General features: G+C 70.3%; 19 protein-coding genes. 10 read left to right on the top strand and 9 right to left on the bottom strand.

Annotated features, from left to right (window positions below):
- Positions 1 to 159 precede the first annotated feature (159 nt).
- Positions 160 to 1,041, bottom strand: a complete 882-nt coding sequence (locus CW359_RS34935) for a 3-hydroxybutyryl-CoA dehydrogenase (protein ID WP_105974256.1) — start codon at positions 1,039 to 1,041, stop codon at positions 160 to 162.
- A gap of 147 nt (positions 1,042 to 1,188) precedes the next feature.
- On the opposite strand from CW359_RS34935, the gene CW359_RS34930 reads away from it, so the two are divergent.
- Complete coding sequence (locus CW359_RS34930; protein ID WP_232838738.1) at positions 1,189 to 2,475, top strand: glycoside hydrolase family 10-like protein; 1,287 nt, start codon at positions 1,189 to 1,191, stop codon at positions 2,473 to 2,475.
- 101 nt (positions 2,476 to 2,576) lie between these two features.
- Here CW359_RS34930 and CW359_RS34925 read toward each other — a convergent pair whose 3' ends face one another.
- Both CW359_RS34925 and CW359_RS34920 read right to left on the bottom strand, forming a co-directional pair.
- Entirely contained in the window at positions 2,577 to 2,771 is a 195-nt protein-coding gene (locus CW359_RS34925) for a DUF1918 domain-containing protein (protein WP_105974233.1), read from the bottom strand.
- A gap of 17 nt (positions 2,772 to 2,788) precedes the next feature.
- Positions 2,789 to 3,790 (bottom strand): DMT family transporter, encoded by a 1,002-nt coding sequence (locus CW359_RS34920; RefSeq protein WP_105974232.1) that lies wholly within the window; start codon positions 3,788 to 3,790, stop codon positions 2,789 to 2,791.
- Between CW359_RS34920 and CW359_RS34915 the strand changes: the two genes are divergently transcribed.
- Genes CW359_RS34915 through CW359_RS34905 form a run of 3 tightly spaced genes read left to right on the top strand, consistent with a single transcriptional unit; the run spans position 3,789 to position 6,385 of the window.
- Positions 3,789 to 5,222 (top strand): aminotransferase-like domain-containing protein, encoded by a 1,434-nt coding sequence (locus CW359_RS34915; RefSeq protein ID WP_105974231.1) that lies wholly within the window; start codon positions 3,789 to 3,791, stop codon positions 5,220 to 5,222. The two genes, CW359_RS34920 and CW359_RS34915, sit on opposite strands and share 2 nt — an antisense overlap.
- Positions 5,223 to 5,282: 60 nt before the next feature.
- Complete coding sequence (locus CW359_RS34910) at positions 5,283 to 5,756, top strand: GNAT family N-acetyltransferase (RefSeq protein ID WP_105974230.1); 474 nt, start codon at positions 5,283 to 5,285, stop codon at positions 5,754 to 5,756.
- A 41-nt stretch (positions 5,757 to 5,797) separates the two neighbouring features.
- Positions 5,798 to 6,385 carry a histidine phosphatase family protein gene (locus tag CW359_RS34905; RefSeq protein ID WP_105974229.1) on the top strand — a complete coding sequence of 196 codons (588 nt, stop codon included), beginning with the start codon at positions 5,798 to 5,800 and terminating at the stop codon, positions 6,383 to 6,385.
- Here the strand turns inward: CW359_RS34905 and CW359_RS34900 are convergent.
- A complete protein-coding gene (locus tag CW359_RS34900) occupies positions 6,367 to 6,810 on the bottom strand; it encodes a DUF6314 family protein (protein ID WP_105974228.1) in 444 nt (147 codons plus the stop codon). The genes CW359_RS34905 and CW359_RS34900 overlap by 19 nt on opposite strands.
- 134 nt (positions 6,811 to 6,944) lie before the next feature.
- Between CW359_RS34900 and CW359_RS34895 the strand changes: the two genes are divergently transcribed.
- The 6 genes from CW359_RS34895 to CW359_RS34870 all read left to right on the top strand — a co-directional run bounded on the left by CW359_RS34895 (position 6,945) and on the right by CW359_RS34870 (position 14,437).
- Positions 6,945 to 9,419 (top strand): alpha-L-arabinofuranosidase C-terminal domain-containing protein, encoded by a 2,475-nt coding sequence (locus CW359_RS34895; RefSeq protein WP_105974227.1) that lies wholly within the window; start codon positions 6,945 to 6,947, stop codon positions 9,417 to 9,419.
- A gap of 140 nt (positions 9,420 to 9,559) precedes the next feature.
- Positions 9,560 to 10,588, top strand: a complete 1,029-nt coding sequence (argC, locus tag CW359_RS34890; protein ID WP_105974226.1) for an N-acetyl-gamma-glutamyl-phosphate reductase — start codon at positions 9,560 to 9,562, stop codon at positions 10,586 to 10,588.
- Complete coding sequence (argJ, locus tag CW359_RS34885) at positions 10,585 to 11,736, top strand: bifunctional glutamate N-acetyltransferase/amino-acid acetyltransferase ArgJ (protein WP_105974225.1); 1,152 nt, start codon at positions 10,585 to 10,587, stop codon at positions 11,734 to 11,736. The genes argC and argJ overlap by 4 nt, the downstream gene beginning before the upstream one ends.
- Positions 11,733 to 12,653, top strand: a complete 921-nt coding sequence (gene argB / locus CW359_RS34880; RefSeq protein WP_105974224.1) for an acetylglutamate kinase — start codon at positions 11,733 to 11,735, stop codon at positions 12,651 to 12,653. The genes argJ and argB overlap by 4 nt, the downstream gene beginning before the upstream one ends.
- On the top strand, positions 12,650 to 13,879 hold the full coding sequence (locus CW359_RS34875; protein WP_105974223.1) for an acetylornithine transaminase: 1,230 nt from the start codon (positions 12,650 to 12,652) through the stop codon (positions 13,877 to 13,879). The genes argB and CW359_RS34875 overlap by 4 nt, the downstream gene beginning before the upstream one ends.
- A 21-nt stretch (positions 13,880 to 13,900) precedes the next feature.
- Positions 13,901 to 14,437: an arginine repressor gene (locus CW359_RS34870; protein ID WP_105974222.1), complete on the top strand. Its 537-nt coding sequence runs from the start codon at positions 13,901 to 13,903 to the stop codon at positions 14,435 to 14,437.
- A gap of 70 nt (positions 14,438 to 14,507) precedes the next feature.
- Here the strand turns inward: CW359_RS34870 and CW359_RS34865 are convergent, their stop codons facing one another.
- The 5 genes from CW359_RS34865 to CW359_RS34845 form a co-directional block, all read right to left on the bottom strand.
- On the bottom strand, positions 14,508 to 15,245 hold the full coding sequence (locus CW359_RS34865) for an FAD:protein FMN transferase (protein WP_232838737.1): 738 nt from the start codon (positions 15,243 to 15,245) through the stop codon (positions 14,508 to 14,510).
- 43 nt (positions 15,246 to 15,288) lie between these two features.
- Complete coding sequence (locus CW359_RS34860) at positions 15,289 to 16,422, bottom strand: FMN-binding protein (protein WP_105974220.1); 1,134 nt, start codon at positions 16,420 to 16,422, stop codon at positions 15,289 to 15,291.
- Positions 16,423 to 16,441: 19 nt separating this feature from the next.
- On the bottom strand, positions 16,442 to 17,824 hold the full coding sequence (locus CW359_RS34855) for a ferredoxin reductase family protein (protein WP_198655504.1): 1,383 nt from the start codon (positions 17,822 to 17,824) through the stop codon (positions 16,442 to 16,444).
- 175 nt (positions 17,825 to 17,999) lie between these two features.
- The gene (locus tag CW359_RS34850) at positions 18,000 to 18,704 is read right to left on the bottom strand and encodes a L,D-transpeptidase family protein (RefSeq protein WP_105974219.1); all 705 of its coding nucleotides are present in this window, start codon (positions 18,702 to 18,704) and stop codon (positions 18,000 to 18,002) included.
- Between the two features lie 3 nt (positions 18,705 to 18,707).
- A complete protein-coding gene (locus CW359_RS34845; RefSeq protein ID WP_105974218.1) occupies positions 18,708 to 19,295 on the bottom strand; it encodes a pyridoxamine 5'-phosphate oxidase family protein in 588 nt (195 codons plus the stop codon).
- Between the last annotated feature and the right edge of the window lie 97 nt (positions 19,296 to 19,392).

The raw sequence follows: 19,392 nt of genomic DNA, 5'->3' as shown, positions 1-19,392 counted from the left end.
TTGCGCACCATGAGTCAACTCGCCTGGTGGGCGCGTGGGGAGAGTGTGCGAGCGGCATATGCGTGTCCGGCGCGCACACGGTGTGTGAATGCGGCGGGCCCGGCACTCCGAAGGGTGCCGGGCCCGTGTAACGCCCCAGTGTGACGCTGGGTGAGGTCGCTAGGCGTAGGTGTAGAAGCCCGAGCCGGACTTCCGGCCCAGCCGGCCCGCGTCGACCATGCGCTGGAGCAGCGGGGGAGCGGCGTACAGCGGCTCCTTGTACTCCTCGTACATGCTGAACGCGACCGAGGCGACCGTGTCCAGGCCGATCAGGTCGGAGAGCTTCAGGGGGCCCATCGGGTGGGCGCAGCCCATCTCCATGCCGTTGTCGATGTCCTCGCGGCTGGCCATGCCCGACTCGAACATCCGGATCGCGGAGAGCAGATACGGGATCAGCAGGGCGTTGACCACGAAGCCGGAGCGGTCCTGGGCGCGGATCGCGTGCTTGCCGAGAGTCTTCTCGGCGAACGACTGGGCGCGGGCGAGGGTTCCCTCGGAGGTGGTGAGCGCCGGGATCAGCTCGACGAGCTTCTGCACCGGGGCCGGGTTGAAGAAGTGGATGCCGACGACCTGGTCCGGCCGGGAGGTCGCGACGGCCAGCTTCACCAGGGGGATCGAGGAGGTGTTCGAGGCGAGGATCGCGTCCGGGCGGGTCACCACCTGGTCGAGGACCTGGAAGATCTCCGTCTTCACCTGCTCGTTCTCGACGACGGCCTCGACGACCAGGTCGCGGTCCGCGAACTCGCCGAGGTCGGTGGTGAAGCTGAGCCGCGCCAGCGTCTCGTCCCGTTCCTGCTCGGAGATCTTGCCGCGTTCGGCCGCCTTGGAGAGGGAGTTGAACAGCCGGGTGCGGCCGAACTCCAGGGCCTCGCCGGTGGTCTCGGCGACCTTCACGTCCAGGCCGGAACGGGCGCACACCTCGGCGATGCCCGCCCCCATCTGGCCGCAGCCCACAACTCCGACCCGCTCGATGTCGGTCACATCGTCCCTTTCACTGATCATCCGCACTGCCGTCAGGCCTGCGCCAAACCCGCACGTTACCTTCGGCGGCCATTGCGCAATTGTCCGGGCCTCCCATGGGAGTGTGGCCCGGGACGGGTGCGGACGGTCTGTGACTTGTCCGACACAGCGCACAGCGGAGGTACGGAAATGAGCGGGAAGGCGCGGCACGCGCGCATGTCACGGCGGGCGTTCGCGGTGACGGCCCTGTCGACACTCGTGGCGGGCGGCGCGGTGGCGGGAGCCGCGCTGGCCGGTGCGGAGCCGAGCGAGCCGAAGGGCAACGGCAACGGCAAGGGCAAGCGGGCGACGGGCGAGCTGCGGGGCATGTGGCTGGCCACGGTCGCCAACCGTGACTGGCCGTCGAAGCAGGGACTCACCGCGTCGCAGCAGCGCGCCGAGCTGGTCGCCCACCTCGACACGGCGGTCAACCGGCGCCTGAACGCGGTGTTCTTCCAGGTCCGCCCGACCGCCGACGCCCTGTGGCCCTCGCCCTACGAGCCCTGGTCGCAGGTCCTCACCGGCACCCAGGGCAAGGACCCCGGCTGGGACCCGCTGGGCACGGCGGTCACGGAGGCGCACGCCCGCGGCCTCGAACTGCACGCCTGGTTCAACCCGTACCGCATCGCCAACCACACCGACCCCACCAAGCTCGTCGCCTCCCACCCGGCGCGAAAGAACCCGGACTGGGTGGTGCCGTACGGCGGCAAGCTGTACTACAACCCGGGTCTGCCGGAGGTCCGCCGCTTCGTCCAGGACGCGATGCTCGACGCGGTGGCGAAGTACGACATCGACGGCGTCCACTGGGACGACTACTTCTACCCGTACCCGGTCGCGGGCCAGACCTTCGACGACGACGCCGAGTACGCGAAGTACGGCGGCGCCTTCCCCGACCGGGCCTCCTGGCGGCGCGACAACATCGACAAGCTGGTCCTGGAGACGGCCGCCCGCATCAAGGCCGTACGCCCCGGCGCCGACTTCGGGATCAGCCCCTTCGGTGTGTGGCGCAACGTGGCGACCGACCCGCTCGGTTCGGACACGAAGGCGGGTGTGCAGACGTACGACGACCTGTTCGCGGACACCAGGAAATGGGTGCGGCAGAACTGGATCGACTACATCTGCCCGCAGATCTACTGGAACATCGGCTTCGCCGCCGCCGACTACGCGAAGCTGCTGCCCTGGTGGGCGGCGACCGCGAAGGGCACGGGCACGAAGCTGTACGTCGGCGAGGCGCTGTACAAGGCGGGCGACCCGGCGCAGCCCGCGGCCTGGCAGGACCCGGCCGAGCTGTCGAAACACCTGACCCTCGCCGCGGGCTACCCCGAGGCGCGCGGGCATGTCTTCTTCTCGGCGAAGGAGGTCGGCGTCGACAAGATCGGCGCCATGGCCCGGGTGGTCGCCGACCACTACCAGGGGTCGGCGATGCCACCGCGCTGACCACCGGCGCCCCAAAGGGGCGCGGGGAACTGCGCGACCAGCCACGATGCCGCCGCAGACGACTGACGACACATCGCGGCACTCCACGCAGAGCGGAGCGCCTAGCGGTCGGCGTCCTTGTGGCGGACCTCGCAGTCCGGGCCGGGGGACATCACTGCCTCGTGCCCGTCCGGGAAACGGACGCGGTACGGGGGAGTGCCCTCCTGGCCCATGACCTCGACGACCTCCGAGATCTGGTCGTGCTGACCTACCACCCTGCCGTGCTGGACAAGCTGGTCGCCCACCGTTGCGCGCATCTGCAGGCCTCCTCATCTCAGCCGCGTGCCCGCTGGGTGACGGCGATGCAGACCAGCACGGCCGCCGCCGTCAGCGGAGCGGCCGGCGTCAGCTGCTCGCCCAGCAGCAGGACCGACCACACCAGTGTGAGCAGGGGCTGGGCCAACTGCAACTGGCTGGCCTTGGGAATGCCGATCGCCGCCATGCCCCGGTACCAGACGACCAGGCCGACGAACTGCGACCCCGCCGCCACCCACAGCAGCCCGATCACGCTGTGGGTGGTGAGACGCACGGGCTCGTACGTCAGTGCCAGCGCGGCGGCGGGCGCCGTGAGCGGCAGCATCAGCACCAGCGCCCAGCCGATGACCTGCCAGCCCGGCATCACCCGGGCCAGCCTGCCGCCCTCGGTGTAACCGGCCGCGCAGACCAGCAGAGCGCCGAAGAGATAGGCGTCGGCGCTGGTCAGGGCGCCGCCGCTCTGCTGGACGGTGAACGCGAGGACGGCCGCCGCACCCGCGAAGGCCGCCGCCCAGAAGGCGCGCGAGGGGCGGGAGCCCATGCGCAGCGCCGAGAAGAGCGCCGTCGTCAGCGGCAGCAGGCCGACCACGACGGCGGCGTGCGAGGTGGTCGAGGTCTGGAGCGCGAGCGTGGTGAGGAGAGGGAAGCCGAGGACGACCCCCGCCGCGACGACCGCCAGTCCCGCCCAGTGTCGGCGGGCGGGCAGCGGCACCCGCAGGGCCAGCAGGCAGCCGCCCGCGATCAGTGCGGCGAGCACAGTTCGTACGGCCACCAGGGACCACGGGCCGAAGCCCTCCAGGCCCCAGGCGGTGGCCGGGAAGGTGAGCGAGAAGGCGGTCACGCCGAGGGCGGCCTGGACGGTGCCGAGGCGGCGGGCGGCGGACTTCTCGGACCGGGGACGACCGTTGTCCGTGTGCGGGGCCTCAGGGGCCTCAGGGGCCTCCGGGAGCTTCGGCGGCTGGCCGGGGTGTCCGTCGACCGCTATCGGAGTCGGTGCGGTAGCGCTATCCTGTGCTCTCATGCACGAGCGTAGCAGTGTGGGCGAACTGGCGAACAGGCTGCGAGAGGAGCTGAACCGCTACTCTCCAGGTGGAAAGCTGCCGTCCAGTCGGGCGCTGGTGGACCGCTACCGGGTCAGCCCGGTGACCGTCTCCCGGGCCCTCGCACAGCTGGCCGCCGAGGGCCTGGTGGTGACCCGCCCGGGCGCGGGCGCCTACCGCGCCGAGCCCCGCCCCTCGGCCGACCCCGCCGGGGACACCTCCTGGCAGGAGGTCGCGCTGAGCGCGGACGGCGCCGCCGACCTCGTACCGCGCACGGTGAACGCCTCCGGGGTCGTCGTCACGCTCGCCGCGCCGCCGCCCGGCGTGATCGAGTTCAACGGCGGCTATCTGCACCCCTCCCTCCAGCCCGAGCGAGCCATGGCGGCGGCCCTCTCGCGCGCCGGACGCCGACCCGGGGCCTGGGGCCGACCGCCCCTGGACGGACTGCCGGAGCTGCGCGAATGGTTCGCGCGGGGCATCGGCGGAGCCGTCTCGGCAGCCGAGGTACTGATCACGGCGGGCGGCCAGGCAGCGCTCACGACAGCCCTGCGCGCCCTCGCCCCGCCCGGCGCCCCGGTCCTGGTCGAGTCGCCCACCTACCCCGGCATGCTCGCCATCGCCCGCGCGGCCGGACTGCGCCCGGTCCCGGTCCCGGTGGACGCGGACGGGGTACGCCCGCCGCTGCTCGCCGACGCGTTCCGGGCGACCGGCGCCCGGGTGTTCGTCTGCCAGCCCCTCTTCCAGAACCCGACCGGCGCCGTCCTCGCCCCCGAACGGCGCGGCGAGGTACTGCGGATCGCCCGCGAGGCCGGCGCCTTCGTGATCGAGGACGACTTCGTACGGCGCCTGGTGCACGAGGACGCGCCGCCGCTGCCCCGCCCGCTCGCGGCGGAGGACCCCGACGGCGTCGTCGTCCACGTCGGCTCCCTCACCAAGGCGACCTCACCGAGCTTCCGGGTGAGCGCCCTGGCGGCCCGTGGCCCGGTACTGGAAAGGCTGCGCGCCATCCAGATCGTCGACACCTTCTTCGTGCCGCGCCCGCTCCAGGAGGCGGCCCTGGAACTGGTCGGCTCCCCGGCCTGGCCCCGCCATCTGCGGTCGGTGTCAACGGAGTTGAGGGTCCGCAGGGACGCCATGACCTCAGCCCTCCTCGCCGGCCTCCCCCAACTCGCCCTGCCGCACATCCCGTCGGGCGGCTACCACCTCTGGCTGCGCCTGCCCGACGGCACCGACGAGGCGGCCCTGGTCGCAGCCGCCCTGCGCGCGGGCGTCGCGATCACCCCCGGCCGCCCCTACTTCAGCGCCGAACCCCCGGCACCACACGTCCGGTTGAGCTTCGCGGCGGTCGCGGGGACTGGGGAGATCGCGGAGGGCGTACGGAGGCTGCGTACCGCCTGCGACGAGGTGCTCTGAGGGCGCGCGGCCCCGGAAAACGGCTGGACAGCGTCCGCCCGGGGCTGTGAACCTCCCGCCATGAGCGACGACGTACCCGCCCTCCCCGAGGGCTACGAGATCTCCGTCGACCCCGCCCGGGTCGATGTCGAGCGGGTCCACCGGTGGCTGGCGACCGATGCCTACTGGGCGCTGGAGCGGCCCCGGGAGAGATTCGAGGACGCGGTGGCGCACTCCCTCAACTTCGGGGTGTACGACACGGCTTCGGGGGATCAGGTGGCCTACGCGCGCGTCGTCACCGATCACGCGCTGTTCGCCTGGCTGTGCGATGTGTACGTCGACCGGTCGGCGCGGGGCACGGGGGTGGGTACGGCGATGGTGCGTGAGGTCCGTGATCACCTCGGGGGGCTCGGGGTGCACCGCATCCTGCTCGCCACGAAGGACGCGCACGGTGTCTACGAGAAGATCGGTTTCCGGCCGCTGGAGAAGCCCGACCAGTGGATGGCGCTCTATTTCGCCCGAAGCACTCGCGGACCCTCGATAACTCCTGAGTAACACCCCTTGACCTGCCTACTCTCCCGGCCCACCATCGCCGCATGCCACTTCGGGTCACCTTCGTCGCCGCCGCTCGCAGCTCCTCGCTGCTCGCCGAGCGCTTCGACGACGACCGGCCGCTCGACCAGGCCGGATGGGAGGAGGTGCAGCGCGCCGCCCCCGAGCTGGTGCCGCTGGCGGCGGCCGAGCTGCGCTACTGCTCGCCGACGCCCCGCAGCCGGGCCACCGGGGACGCACTCGGCTACGGGCCGCTCGTCCAACTCGCCCTGCGCGACTGCGACATGGGCCGCTGGCGCGGGCTCACCCTCGGCGAGGCGATGGCCCGGGAGCCCGAGTCGGTGGACACCTGGCTCGCCGACCCGCGCGCCACACCCCACGGCGGCGAGTCGCTGCTCGACTTCATCTCACGCGTCGGCGACTGGCTCGACACCCGGCCGATCGAGGACGGCGGCCGGATCGTCGCCGTGGCGGAGCCCGCGGTCGTCCGGGCGGCCCTCGTCTACGCCCTGAAGGCGCCGCCCTCGACCTACTGGAACCTCGACGTCCGCCCACTGTCGACGACGGTCGTCACGGGCCGTGCGGGCCGCTGGAACCTCCGCTTCGAGTTTCCTCAGTCGGCGCGGGCGTAGGCGGTCGTAAGGACCAGGTCCTTTGCCGGGCCCGCCACCCGCCACACCGTCCGCCAGTGGTCCGCGTCCAGGACCGTGAACTCGCCGCGATAGAGGTCGGCTGCGCAGGGGTGGTCGGTCGTCCAGTGGCCCGAGGTCAGGTCCAGGTCGTGGAACGGGCGGCCGTCCGCGAAACGCACGTCCGCGGTGCCGGGGGCGGCGCCCCGGAGGAAGCGGAGGGTCCGCTCGGCGGGGCGGGCGACACCCTGCCAGACGAACGTGCCGGACTCCTCCTGCAGCAGACCCCTGCCGTCCAGCGGGCTGAACGTCGTGATGCCGGTGAAGGCACCCTCGTCCGCGCCCACGAGGTCCCGCACCGTCCGCTCCACCCGCCAGCTCCCCGCCAGATAGAGCAGCGCATCGGCTACTGGCCGGAACTCGCCCACGCCACCACCCGCCCCCCGAACGCCGAGTTCCGTGCGATCCATTGACGCACTTCAGTCACATACCTATCTTGCCGTTCGAAGTGCTGATCGTTGTCCGATATCCCGAACTGTATCGACAGAGCCGCGGAGTATCCATGTCACGCACACGCACCCGCTGGAGACTAGGTCTCACGGCCACCGCACTCATGGTGGTCTCGGCGGTCGTCCCCGCCCCGGCCAATGCCGAGGACGTCACCGACTACGCCATCACCGTGGACCCGGCGACCAAGGGCGCCAAGATCGACGACACGATGTACGGCGTCTTCTTCGAGGACATCAACCGCGCCGCCGACGGCGGTCTGTACGCCGAACTCGTGCAGAACCGGTCCTTCGAGTACTCCACCGCCGACAACCGCTCGTACACGCCCCTCACCTCCTGGGCGGTCGGCGGTACGGCGACGGCACTGAACGACGACGGGCGCCTGAACGCCCGTAACCGCACCTACCTCTCCCTGGGCGCCGCCTCCTCCGTCACCAACTCCGGCTACAACACCGGGATCAGGGTCGAGGACGGCAAGAAGTACGACTTCTCCGTCTGGGCCCGAGCCGACCAGGCCGGCACACTCACCGTGTCCCTCACCGACGCCGGGGGCGTGCTCGCCGAGGCCCACCAGGTCGAGGTGAAGGGCGGCTGGGCCAAGTACAAGGCGCGGTTCACGGCGAGCCGCTCCAGCACGACCGGGCGGCTGACGGTCGCGACGGACAACTCCGTTGCCCTGGACATGATTTCGCTGCTGCCCCGGGACACGTACAAGGGGCACGGCCTGCGCAAGGATCTCGCCACGAAGATCGCCGCGCTGGACCCCGGTTTCGTCCGCTTCCCGGGCGGCTGCCTGGTCAACACCGGTTCCATGCAGGACTACAGCGAGGCGTCGAACTGGGAGCGCAAGCGCTCGTACCAGTGGAAGGACACCATCGGGCCGGTCGAGCAGCGCGCGACCAACTCCAACTTCTGGGGCTACAACCAGAGTTACGGGCTCGGCTACTACGAGTACTTCCAGTTCTCGGAGGACATGGGCGCGATGCCGCTGCCCGTCGTCCCGGCCCTGGTCACCGGCTGCGGGCAGAACAAGGCCGTCGTCGACGAGGCGCTGCTCAAGCGGCACATCCAGGACACCCTCGACCTCATCGAGTTCGCCAACGGGCCGGTGACCAGTGAATGGGGCCGGAAACGGGCGCAGTTGGGCCACCCGAAGCCCTTCCACCTTACCCACATCGAGGTGGGCAACGAGGAGAACCTGCCCAACGAGTTCTTCGCCCGCTTCACCGAGTTCCGGACCGCCATCGAGGCCAAGTACCCGGACATCACGATCATCTCCAACTCCGGCCCGGACGACAGCGGTTCGACCTTCGACACCGCCTGGAAGCTCAACCGGGACGCGAACGTCGACATGGTCGACGAGCACTACTACAACAGCACCAACTGGTTCCTCCAGAACAACGACCGCTACGACTCCTACGACAGGAACGGCCCCAAGGTCTTCCTCGGCGAGTACGCCTCCGGCGGCAACACCTTCAAGAACGCCCTCTCCGAGGCCGCGTTCATGACGGGCCTGGAGCGCAACGCGGACGTCGTCAAGCTCGCCTCGTACGCCCCGCTGCTCGCCAACGAGGACGCGGTGCAGTGGCGCCCGGACATGATCTGGTTCAACAACCACGCCTCCTGGGGCTCGGCCTCGTACGAGGTCCAGAAGCTGTTCATGACGAACGTCGGCGACCGCGTGGTGCCCACCACGGCGACCGGCACGCCCTCGGTGAGCGGCCCGATCTCGGGCGCCGTCGGCCTGTCGACGTGGGCGACCACGGCGGCGTACGACGACGTGAAGGTGACGGGTGCGGACGGCGCGGCCCTGCTCAGCGACGACTTCTCGACCGACGCCGCCCAGTGGACCCACACGGGTGGCGGGAGCTGGACGGTCCAGGACGGGCAGTACGTCCAGACGGATGTGGCCGCCGAGAACACCATGGTCTCGGCCGGTGACCCGGCCTGGCACGACTACGACCTCCATGTGAAGGCCACCAAGAAGTCCGGAAAAGAGGGCTTCCTCGTTGCCTTCGGCGTCAAGGACACCGGCAACTACTACTGGTGGAACCTGGGCGGCTGGAACAACACCCTGAGCGCGGTGGAGCAGGCCTCGGACGGCGGAAAGTCCACGCTGGTGTCCAAGGCGGGCTCGATCGAGACGGGCCGTGCCTACGACATCGACGTCAAGGTGCGAGGCCGCCAGGTGACCCTCTACCTCGACGGCCAGGAGTGGGGCAGCTTCACCGACGACAAGCCGGCCGAGCCGTTCCGCCAGATCGTCACCAAGGACGCCAAGACGGGCGACCTGATCGTCAAGGTCGTCAACGCCCAGGCGGCGCAGGCCCGTACGACGATCGACCTCGGCCGTACGAAGGTGGGGTCCAAGGCGACGGTGACCACGCTGGCCGCCGCGCCGGACGCCGTGAACAGCGAGACGGCGACACCGGTCGCGCCGGTGCGGTCGACGTTCAAGGGCGTCGCGAGCAAGTTCACGTACACGTTCCCGGCGAACTCGGTCACCTTCCTGCGGATCAAGAAGGGGTGACGGGGAAGAGCTGGAGCAGGGGCTGATCGTGCGGGCGGTTCGGGTGCCGGAGGGTGCCTGGACCGCCCGTAGCCGATTCGGCTTGTATTGCATAAACGTGCATCGAAACGTATAGTCATGCCATCTAGGAGGAGGGTTCCATGGCGGTACGTGTGGCGGTGGCCGGTGCGAGTGGGTACGCGGGCGGGGAACTGCTGCGTCTGCTCCTCGTCCACCCCGAGGTGGAGATCGGTGCCCTGACCGGCAACTCCAACGCCGGGCAACGACTCGGCGCGCTGCAACCGCACCTGCTGCCGCTGGCCGACCGTGTACTCCAGGAGACCACACCCGAGGTGCTCGCCGGGCACGAGGTCGTCTTCCTCGCGCTGCCGCACGGGCAGTCCGCCGCCGTCGCCGAGCAGCTCGGGCCGGATGTCCTCGTCGTCGACATGGGTGCCGACTTCCGGCTCCAGGACGCGGCCGACTGGGAGAGGTTCTACGGTTCCGTGCATGCCGGGACCTGGCCCTACGGCCTGCCCGAACTGCCGGGTGCCCGCGCCGCGCTGGAGGGGTCCAAGCGCGTCGCGGTGCCCGGTTGCTATCCGACCGCCGTCTCCCTCGCCCTCTTCCCGGCCTACGCCGCCGGTCTCGCCGAGCCCGAGGCCGTGATCGTCGCCTCCTCCGGGACCTCCGGCGCCGGCAAGGCCGCCAAGACGCACCTGCTGGGCAGCGAGGTCATGGGGTCCATGTCGCCGTACGGCGTCGGGGGCGGGCATCGGCACACTCCCGAGATCGTCCAGAACCTCACGGGCGCTGCGGGCGAGGCCGTCGCCGTCTCGTTCACACCCACCCTCGCTCCCATGTCGCGTGGCATCCTCGCCACCTGCTCCGCCGCCGCCAAGCCCGGTGTCACCGCCGAGTCCGTGCGCGCCGCCTACGAGAAGGCGTTCGCCGACGAACCGTTCGTGCACCTGCTCCCCGAGGGGCAGTGGCCCGCCACGGCGTCCGTCTACGGTTCCAACGCCGTTCAGGTACAGGTCGCGTACGACGCCGCCGTGCACCGGATCATCGCGATCAGCGCCATCGACAACCTGACCAAGGGCACCGCGGGCGGTGCCGTCCAGAGCATGAACATCGCCCTCGGGCTCGACGAGACCACCGGGCTTTCCACGATCGGAGTCGCACCGTGAGTGTCACGGCAGCAAAGGGATTCACGGCGGCGGGGATCGCCGCCGGGATCAAGGAGAACGGCAACCCGGACCTGGCCCTCGTGGTCAACAACGGGCCCCGCCTCGCCGCCGCCGGCGTCTTCACCTCCAACCGCGTCAAGGCCGCGCCGGTGCTGTGGTCCGAGCAGGTCCTGAAGGGCGGCATCGTCTCCGCCGTCGTCCTCAACTCCGGTGGTGCCAACGCCTGTACGGGTCCCAAGGGGTTCCAGGACACGCACGCCACCGCCGAGAAGGTCGCCGAGACGCTCGGGCTGAACGCCGGAGAGGTCGCCGTCGCCTCCACCGGGCTCATCGGGCTGCTTCTGCCGATGGACAAGCTGCTCCCCGGAGTCGAGACCGCCGCCGGTCAACTCTCCGAGCACGGCGGCGAGAAGGCCGCCATCGCCATCAAGACCACCGACTCCGTCCACAAGACGGCCGTCGTCAGCAAGGGCGACTGGACCGTGGGCGGCATGGCCAAGGGTGCGGGCATGCTCGCCCCCGGCCTCGCCACCATGCTCGTCGTCCTCACCACCGACGCGGACGTCGAAAGTGACGTACTGGACAAGGCACTTCGGGCCGCCACCCGCACCACCTTCGACCGCGTCGACTCCGACGGCTGCATGTCCACCAACGACACCGTGCTGCTGCTCGCCTCCGGCGCCTCCCAAGTCACCCCGGAGCACGAGGAGTTCGCGGAGGCCGTACGGGCCGTCTGTGACGACCTCGGGCAGCAGCTCATCCGGGACGCCGAGGGCGCCAGCAAGGACATCAAGGTCGAGGTCGTCGGCGCGGCCAGCGAGGAGGACGCCGTCGAGGTGGGCCGCTCCATCGCCCGCAACAACCTCCTCAAGTGCGCCATCCACGGCGAGGACCCCAACTGGGGCCGGGTCCTCTCCGCCATCGGCACCACCCAAGCCGCTTTCGAACCAGACCAGTTGAACGTCGCCATCAACGGCGTCTGGGTCTGCAAGAACGGCGGGGTCGGGGAGGACCGGGACAAGGTCGACATGCGGTACCGCGAGGTCCACATCGTCGCCGACCTCGCCGCCGGCACCGAGACCGCCACCATCTGGACCAACGACCTGACCGCGGACTACGTCCACGAGAACAGCGCATATTCTTCATGAGCACCACGCGGAAGCACACCGCCCTCCCCAAGGCGAGGATCCTCATCGAAGCGCTGCCGTGGCTGACCCGCCACAACGGCAAGGTCGTCGTCATCAAGTTCGGCGGAAACGCCATGGTGGACGAGGAGTTGAAGGAGGCGTTCGCCCAGGACGTCGTCTTCCTGCACCAGGCCGGCCTCAAACCCGTCGTCGTGCACGGCGGCGGCCCCCAGATCAGCGCCGCCCTCGACAAGCACGGCATCGTGAGTGAGTTCAAGGCCGGTCTCCGGGTCACCACCGAGGACGCCATGGACGTCGTACGCATGGTGTTGGCCGGGCAGGTCCAGCGGGAGCTGGTCGGGCTGCTCAACCAACACGGGCCGCTCGCCATCGGGTTGACCGGCGAGGACGCGCACACCATCACCGCCACCAAGCACCAGCCCGAGATCGACGGGGAGTTGGTCGACATCGGGCGGGTGGGCGAGATCACCGCGATCGACACGGGCGCGATCGAGGCACTGCTCGCCGACGGCCGTATCCCGGTCGTCTCGTCGATCGCCCGCAGCCAGGACGACGGACATGTCTACAACGTCAATGCTGATACGGCGGCTGCGGCACTCGCTGCTGCTCTTGGCGCCGAAACCCTCATGGTCCTCACGGACGTCGAAGGTCTCTACGAGGACTGGCCCAACTCCGACGAGGTGATCAGCCGCCTCACCGCCTCCCAACTGGAGAAGCTGCTCCCGGAGTTGAGCGCCGGCATGGTGCCCAAGATGGAGGGGTGTCTGCACGCCGTGCGCAACGGCGTCACCACCGCCCGTGTCATCGACGGCCGGGTCCAGCACTCGATCCTGCTGGAGATCTTCACGGACGAAGGCATCGGCACGATGGTCGTGCCCGACGCGGAAGAAGACGCGGAAGAAGGGGAAGCCGAATGAACGCCGGCCAGGAGCTGGGTGCCAGTCAGGAACCGAGCGCCAACCAGGAGCTGACCGCCCGCTGGCAGGGCGCGCTCATGAACAACTACGGCACTCCCCGGCTGCCCCTCGTCCGTGGCGCCGGCAGCACCGTGTGGGACGCCGACGGCAAGGCGTACACCGACTTCGTGGGCGGTATCGCCGTCAACGCGCTCGGCCACGCCCACCCGGCGATCGTCGAGGCCGTCTCCACCCAGATCGCCTCCCTCGGCCATGTCTCCAACCTCTTCGTCGCCGAACCGCCCGTCGCGCTCGCCGAGCAGCTGCTCCAGCGCTTCGGCCGGGACGGCAAGGTGTTCTTCTGCAACTCCGGCGCCGAGGCCAACGAGGGCGCCTTCAAGATCGGCCGGCTGACCGGCCGGGGGCACATGGTGTCCACCGAGGGCGGCTTCCACGGGCGGACCATGGGCGCCCTCGCACTCACGGGCCAGCCCGGAAAGCGGGAGCCCTTCGTGCCGCTGCCCGGTGACGTCACGTACGTCCCGTACGGCGACGCACAGGCGCTGGCCGCCGCCGTCACCGAGGACACCGCCCTCGTCATCATCGAGCCCGTCCAGGGCGAGAACGGCGTCGTGGTCCCGCCCGTCGGCTATCTCAAGGCCGCGCGGGCCATCACCGCCGCCACCGGCGCCCTGCTCGTCCTCGACGAGGTGCAGACCGGCGTCGGCCGTACCGGGCACTGGTTCGAGTACCAGGCCCACGAGGGCGTCCTGCCCGACGTCGTGACCCTCGCGAAGGGCCTCGGCGGCGGACTGCCCCTCGGCGCCACCGTCGCCTTCGGCCGCGCCGCCGACCTGCTCCAGCCCGGCCACCACGGCACGACGTTCGGCGGCAACCCGGTCGCCTGCGCCGCCGGACTCGCCGTACTCGACACCATCGCGAACGACGGGTTGCTGGAGAACGTCAAACGGCAGAGCGAGAAGTTGCGGGACGGAATCGAGGGTGCGGGCCACTCGTTGATCGATTGTGTCCGGGGAGCGGGGCTCCTCCTGGGTATCGTGCTCACGAAGCCCCTCGCGCCCCAGGTGCAGCAGGCGGCTCAGGACGCCGGGTTCCTGGTGAACGCGCCCGCTCCCGATGTCGTACGGCTCATGCCGCCGTTGAACATCGCCGACGCCGACGTGGACGCGTTCCTCCAGGCACTTCCCGGGGTTCTCGACGCGGTTGACGTTGCCGGGAAGGACTAGTCGGGGAATGAGACGACGACGATGACGCAGGCCCAGGAACACGACCACGCGGGGCCTGCGGTACCGCAGACCCGTACCGCACGGCACCGCCGGATCGTGGACATCCTCAACCGGCAACCGGTGCGGTCGCAGAGTCAGTTGGCGAAGCTGCTCGCCGATGACGGGCTGACCGTCACTCAGGCGACGCTCTCCAGGGACCTGGACGAACTGAACGCGGTGAAGATCCGTAACACCGACGGCGACCTGATCTACGCGGTGCCGAGTGAGGGTGGGTTCCGTACGCCGCGCGCTCCGCTGGGGGAGTCGGCGAAGGAGGAGCGGATGCGGAGGCTGTCCTCCGAGTTGCTGATCTCCGCGGAGGCCTCTGCGAATCTGGTGGTGCTGCGGACCCCTCCGGGGGCCGCGCAGTTCCTGGCGTCGTCGATCGATCAGGCTGAGCTGCACGATATTTTGGGGACCATCGCGGGGGACGACACGTTGCTGTTGATCAGTCGGGATCCCTTGGGGGGACAGGCGCTGGCTGATCACTTGTTGGCGTTGGCGCAGAAAAGCCACTGACGGTTGCGTTGTCGGGTGCGGGTTCGCTGTGGCTTGTCGCGCAGTTCCCCGCGCCCCTAGGCAAGACCCCTTAGCCCAGTCGTCTTGCTAGGCCGCCTGTGCATCGGACCTCGTCGCCCGCTGTTATCAGCAGTGCTTCCACGTCCGGTAGGGACTCCAGCCAGCTGAGCGCCTGTCTCGAACCCATCGCGAAGGCCGCCGTCGCCCAGGCGTCCGCCCAGGTCAGCTTCGGGGCCACGACCGTCACCGCCACCAGGTCCGTCACCGCTGACTTGCCGGTGCGGGGGTCGACGATGTGGGCGCCGCGTTCCGCTGTGCCGGAGGTGGCCACCGCCAGCTCGTCCGCGCCCGCCGCCGAGACCACCGCTGCCAGGCCGCCGGGGCGGAGCGGGTCCGACACGCCTACGCGCCAAGGGCGTTGGGGGCCGGGGGCGCCGCACAGCTGGACGTCGCCCGCGCCGTTGACGCTGACTCCGCTCGCGCCCGCCGCCATCAGGGTTCTGGCCGCGCGCTCCGCCGACCAGCCCTTGACCAGGCCCGTCGGGTCGATCTGGCCCTGGTAGGTGTGGCTGAACCAGCCCTCGCTCACCCGCTCCGCCTCGGCGCACAGGTCGAGGACCTCGGCGACCTCCGGATCGCAGTCGGCGACGGTGATCTCACCGCGGGCGAGGCGGGAGATCTGGCTGTTCTCCCGGTAGGTGCTGAACACCTCGTTGACCTTGTGCAGCCCGGCCACGGCCGAGGCGAGAGCCGCCTCGACCGCACTCGGGTCCCCGCCGCGGACGTCAAAAGAGAAGACGGTCCCCATGACCTCCTCCGCATGACGCACCGCGACGGGAGCTTCGGCGGGATCAACCACCGGCCTGGTCCAGGGCCGACTGGAGGGACTCCTTGTAGCCCGCGCTGGTGTAGCTGGCGCCCGACACCGCGTCGATGTCGCCGTCGCCCACCGTGATCGCCTGCTCGTTGAGCTTGGGGATCGCGTCGCCGGAGATCTGGTCGCTGCGGCCACCGCTGGGTGCCTGCACCGCCGACGCCGAGGTGATCCGGCCGTCGGTCAGCGTGACCCGCACCTGGACCGGGCCGTACTCGGTCTGGACGACGCTGCCGGTGAAGGTGCCACCGCCGTTGGAGACCGCCCCTCCCGCCGCCGGTGCACTGGTCGCCGGAGCGGCGCTCTCCGCCGCACCTGCCTCCGCGCCCGTACCCGTGCTCGGGTCCGACTCCGCGGCCGGGACCTTGTCCAGGGCGGACTGCAGGGACGTCTTGTACCCGGCGCTGGTGTAGCTGGCGCCCGAGATCGCGTCGATGTCGGCGGTACCGGCCGCCACCGCCGCCGCGTTGAGCTTCGGGATCGCGTTGCCGGAGATCGTCGTGCTCTGGCCGCCGCTGGGGGCCTTGACGGCCTCCGCCTTGGTGATCTTGCCGCCGGCCACGGTGATACGAACCTGGACCTGGCCGTACTGCGTGTCCACCGCGTCGCCGGTGACCGTGGCGGCCTGCGCCGTGCCACCGCCCGCGGCTGCGCCCGTGCCCGCGCTGGCCTTGTCCAGGGCGGACTGCAGCGACTTGCCGTAGCCCGCGCTGGTGTAGGAGGCGCCGGAGATCGCGTCGATGTCCGCGGTGCTCGCGGCGACGGCCTCGGCGTTGAGCTTGGGGATGGCGTTGCCGGAGATCGCGGTGCTCTGGCCGCCGCTGGGAGCCTTGACGGCCTCCGCCTTGGTGATCTTCCCGCCGGCCACCGTGATGCGGACCTGGACCTGACCGTACTGCGTGTCGACCGCGTCGCCGGTGAACGTGCCGTCCTTGGCGGTCGCACCGCCCTGGGCCGACTCCTGGGCCGCCGACGTCTGCTGGGGCAGTGCGCCGGCCGCCTGGGCGGACCCTGGGTCCGACGACGGCTTCAGCGTCAGCAGCAGCACGATTCCGGAGACTGTGGCGGCGCTCGCGAGCATCACACGCCGAAAGGGGTGACTCTTCTTCATCGCTCCTGGCTCCTGTCGCTCACATCTCGAACGACTCGTGGTGGATACGACGCGCCGGAACACCCGCGCCGCGCAATGCCTCGTAGACGCCCTGCGCGAAGCCGGGCGGCCCGCACATGAAGACGTCGTGCTCGTCGATGTCCGGCAGCTTCCGGCGCAGCGACTCCGGCGAGATGTCCGGGCGCTCTCCGTCGGGGCTGTTGACCGCGTACATCAGGCGGGCGCCGCGCTCATTGGCGATACCCGCCAGTTCGTCCCAGAGGGCCAGGTCCTGGGTGCTGTTGGCCCGGTAGAGAAGGGTGAGGTCGCCCGCCGCGCCGGGCAGGGTCTCGAACAGGGCGCGCATCGGGGTGATACCGACACCGCCCGCGACCAGCAGCACCTTGCCCTTGCTGCGCTTGGCGGCGGTCAGGGCGCCGTACGGGCCCTCGGCCCACACCCGGGTGCCGGGCTCCAGTTCGCGCAGGGCCGAGCTGTGGTCGCCGATCGCCTTCACGGTGATGCGCAGCATGTTGGGGCGGGGGGCCGCCGACAGGGAGTACGGGTGCGAGCTGAACCGCATACCCGGGGCCAGGAAGCGCCAGCGGAAGAACTGGCCCGCCTCCGCGCCCATGCGGTGCAGCTTCTTGCCGCTCATCAGCACGGACACGATGCCCGGGGTCTCCTCGATGACCGCCTCGACCTTCAGCCGGTGCCGCATGTTCAGCCGGATCGGCGTGAGGATGCGGTACCAGATGACCAGCGCGGTCACCGAGCCGTACAGCGCGTACCAGGCGGTCTTCGCGGCCGGTTCGACGACGAACTCGTTGCCCGTGGAGAGCTGGTGCCAGAAGGTGAGGAAGGTCGCCGCGTACGTCAGCAGGTGCACGTGGTACCAGAGGTCGTACGGGATCATCCGCCGCACCGGGCCGATCGAGATGAGCCCGATGAACACCAGGATGCCCGTGCCGATCGCCGCCTTGCCCATGTCGGGCAGCTGGTTCACCGAGTCGACCGTCTGCTGGACGATGTCGCCGAAGGTGTTCCCGGCCTGGAGCGCGTACCCGTACATGATCAGGACGACATGTGCCACGACCAGGCAGAGCGTGTACCGGCCGCTCATCGCGTGCCAGCGCGCCACCCGGTCCGAGCCGACCCGGCGCTCCAGCGCGGGCACCCGTGCCATCTGGAGTACGACCAGTGCCATCAGGTAGCCGCCGAGCAGACCGGTGATCCGGCCCGCCGCGATGATCTGGGCGGTGGTGTCGGCGAGGGACGGGGTGTTGCTCCACCAGAGCCAGATCACCCCGGCCGCGCCCGCCGCCACGGCGAGCAGCAGCGGGACGGCGGGGGAGCGTTTGGGCCGGATGCTGCGCATCGTCTGGCGCCGCGCGGCACGTCCGCCTTGGATCGTGGTGGTCACGGGTTCCTCCGTGGGACGGGGTCTAGTCGAGAGGCTTGGCCCCTTGGCCCTTCCATACGTGCCACGGCCGCTGAGTGTTCAGTGCCGCACGGAGTCCACAGACAACAGGTGTGACGGTCGGTAACGCGCGCTCAGAGGAGCCGCGTGACGCTCAGGAGCGTGCTCGGCAGCGTGTTCAGTAACGGGTGATCGCCGTCGGCCCGCCCGTCGTACCGATCGCGATGTGCGGCCGTCGGTCCGGCTCCGCCCAGGCCAGGACCGCCCGCATCGCCGCCGCGGACACGGACACACAACCGGCGGTCGCCGCACGCCCGTTGACGTGCAGGAAAATCCCCGCACCGCGCTTGCGCACCGGCTGGGCGTAGTTGAAACCGATGACGTACGCGTGCGCGTACTGCTCGGTGTACGAGATCAGGTGCTCGGACTCGGCGGCCCGGCAGTCGGCGGGGCGGGGCTCGGTCCAGCGGTTGTAGGAGCGCGAGTCGTTGTCCTGACACCACCAGGAGTTCTGCCGCACAGGCCGGTAGGTGACTTCGGTACCGGCCGGCGCCGACTTGATGCCGAAGGCGTACGGGAGGTCGTACAGCCCGGTCGGAGTGGTGTTCGTGCCCTGCTTGCGGGCGGCGCCCTCGACGAGCCCGTTCGCCCCGAAGCGGGCGGGCGCGGAACCGGCCTTCGTCCACCGTCCGTCGCGCAGGTCCCACCAGGTGAGCGTCCCCGAGGTCGCCTTGGCGTCCGGCGCCTGAGCGGTGATCAGCTGGGTGCCGCCGCCCGTGTCGGCCAGCCGGGCGGGCAGCGGGGGCGCGGCCGTGGGAGGGACCCCGGCGGCGAGGACGAGAAGGGACGCGGACGCGAGGACGACGGCGGCTCCGGGGCGCATGGCTCAGACCGTACTGGGCGGGAGCGGCAACGGCAGCCCGGGTAGGCCGTCCAGGCTCGTCGCGATGTGGTCCTTCTTCTCGAAGTAGGCGCTCAGCGAGGCGTCGTCCTCACGCGCGAAGCGCCTGCCGTGCAGGTCGCGGTCGCCGTCGTACGACATGAGGGGCACCGCGTAGCCACAGCTGTCCCGGACGGCCTCGGCCCGTACGACGATGATCGCCCGCAGCCCGTGATCGCCGGCGTCGATGTCCGGGAAGCGGGCGAGGAGTTCGGGGAAGCGCGGGTCGTCACGGAAGACCGGCTCACCGCGGCCGTGCAGCCGGACGATGTTCGGCGGGCCCTCGAAGGCGCACCACATCAGGGTGATCCGGCCGTTCTCGCGCAGATGCGCGACGGTCTCGGCGTTGCTGCCCGCGAAGTCGAGATAGGCGACGGCTCGCTCGTCGAGGATCACGAAGGAGCCCTTGAGCCCCTTGGGGGAGAGGTTGACCGTGCCGTCGCCGGAGAGCGGGGCGGTCGCGGTGAAGAAGAGGGGCTGCGCCTCGATGAACGTACGGAGGCGGCCGTCGATGCGGTCGTAGGTCTTTCCCATGACTAACTATTGTCGGGGAAAGTCGTTCACCTGTCTAAGCTTTTACGCGCCTGTGTCCCTGTGCCAGTGGCTGAACAGGAACCATGGCCGCCCCGGC

Source organism: Streptomyces geranii, assembly GCF_002954775.1.
GTDB lineage: Bacteria > Actinomycetota > Actinomycetes > Streptomycetales > Streptomycetaceae > Streptomyces > Streptomyces geranii.
Note: the sequence above shows the minus strand (reverse complement) of the source record. Positions and strands in the feature narration are given on the sequence as shown.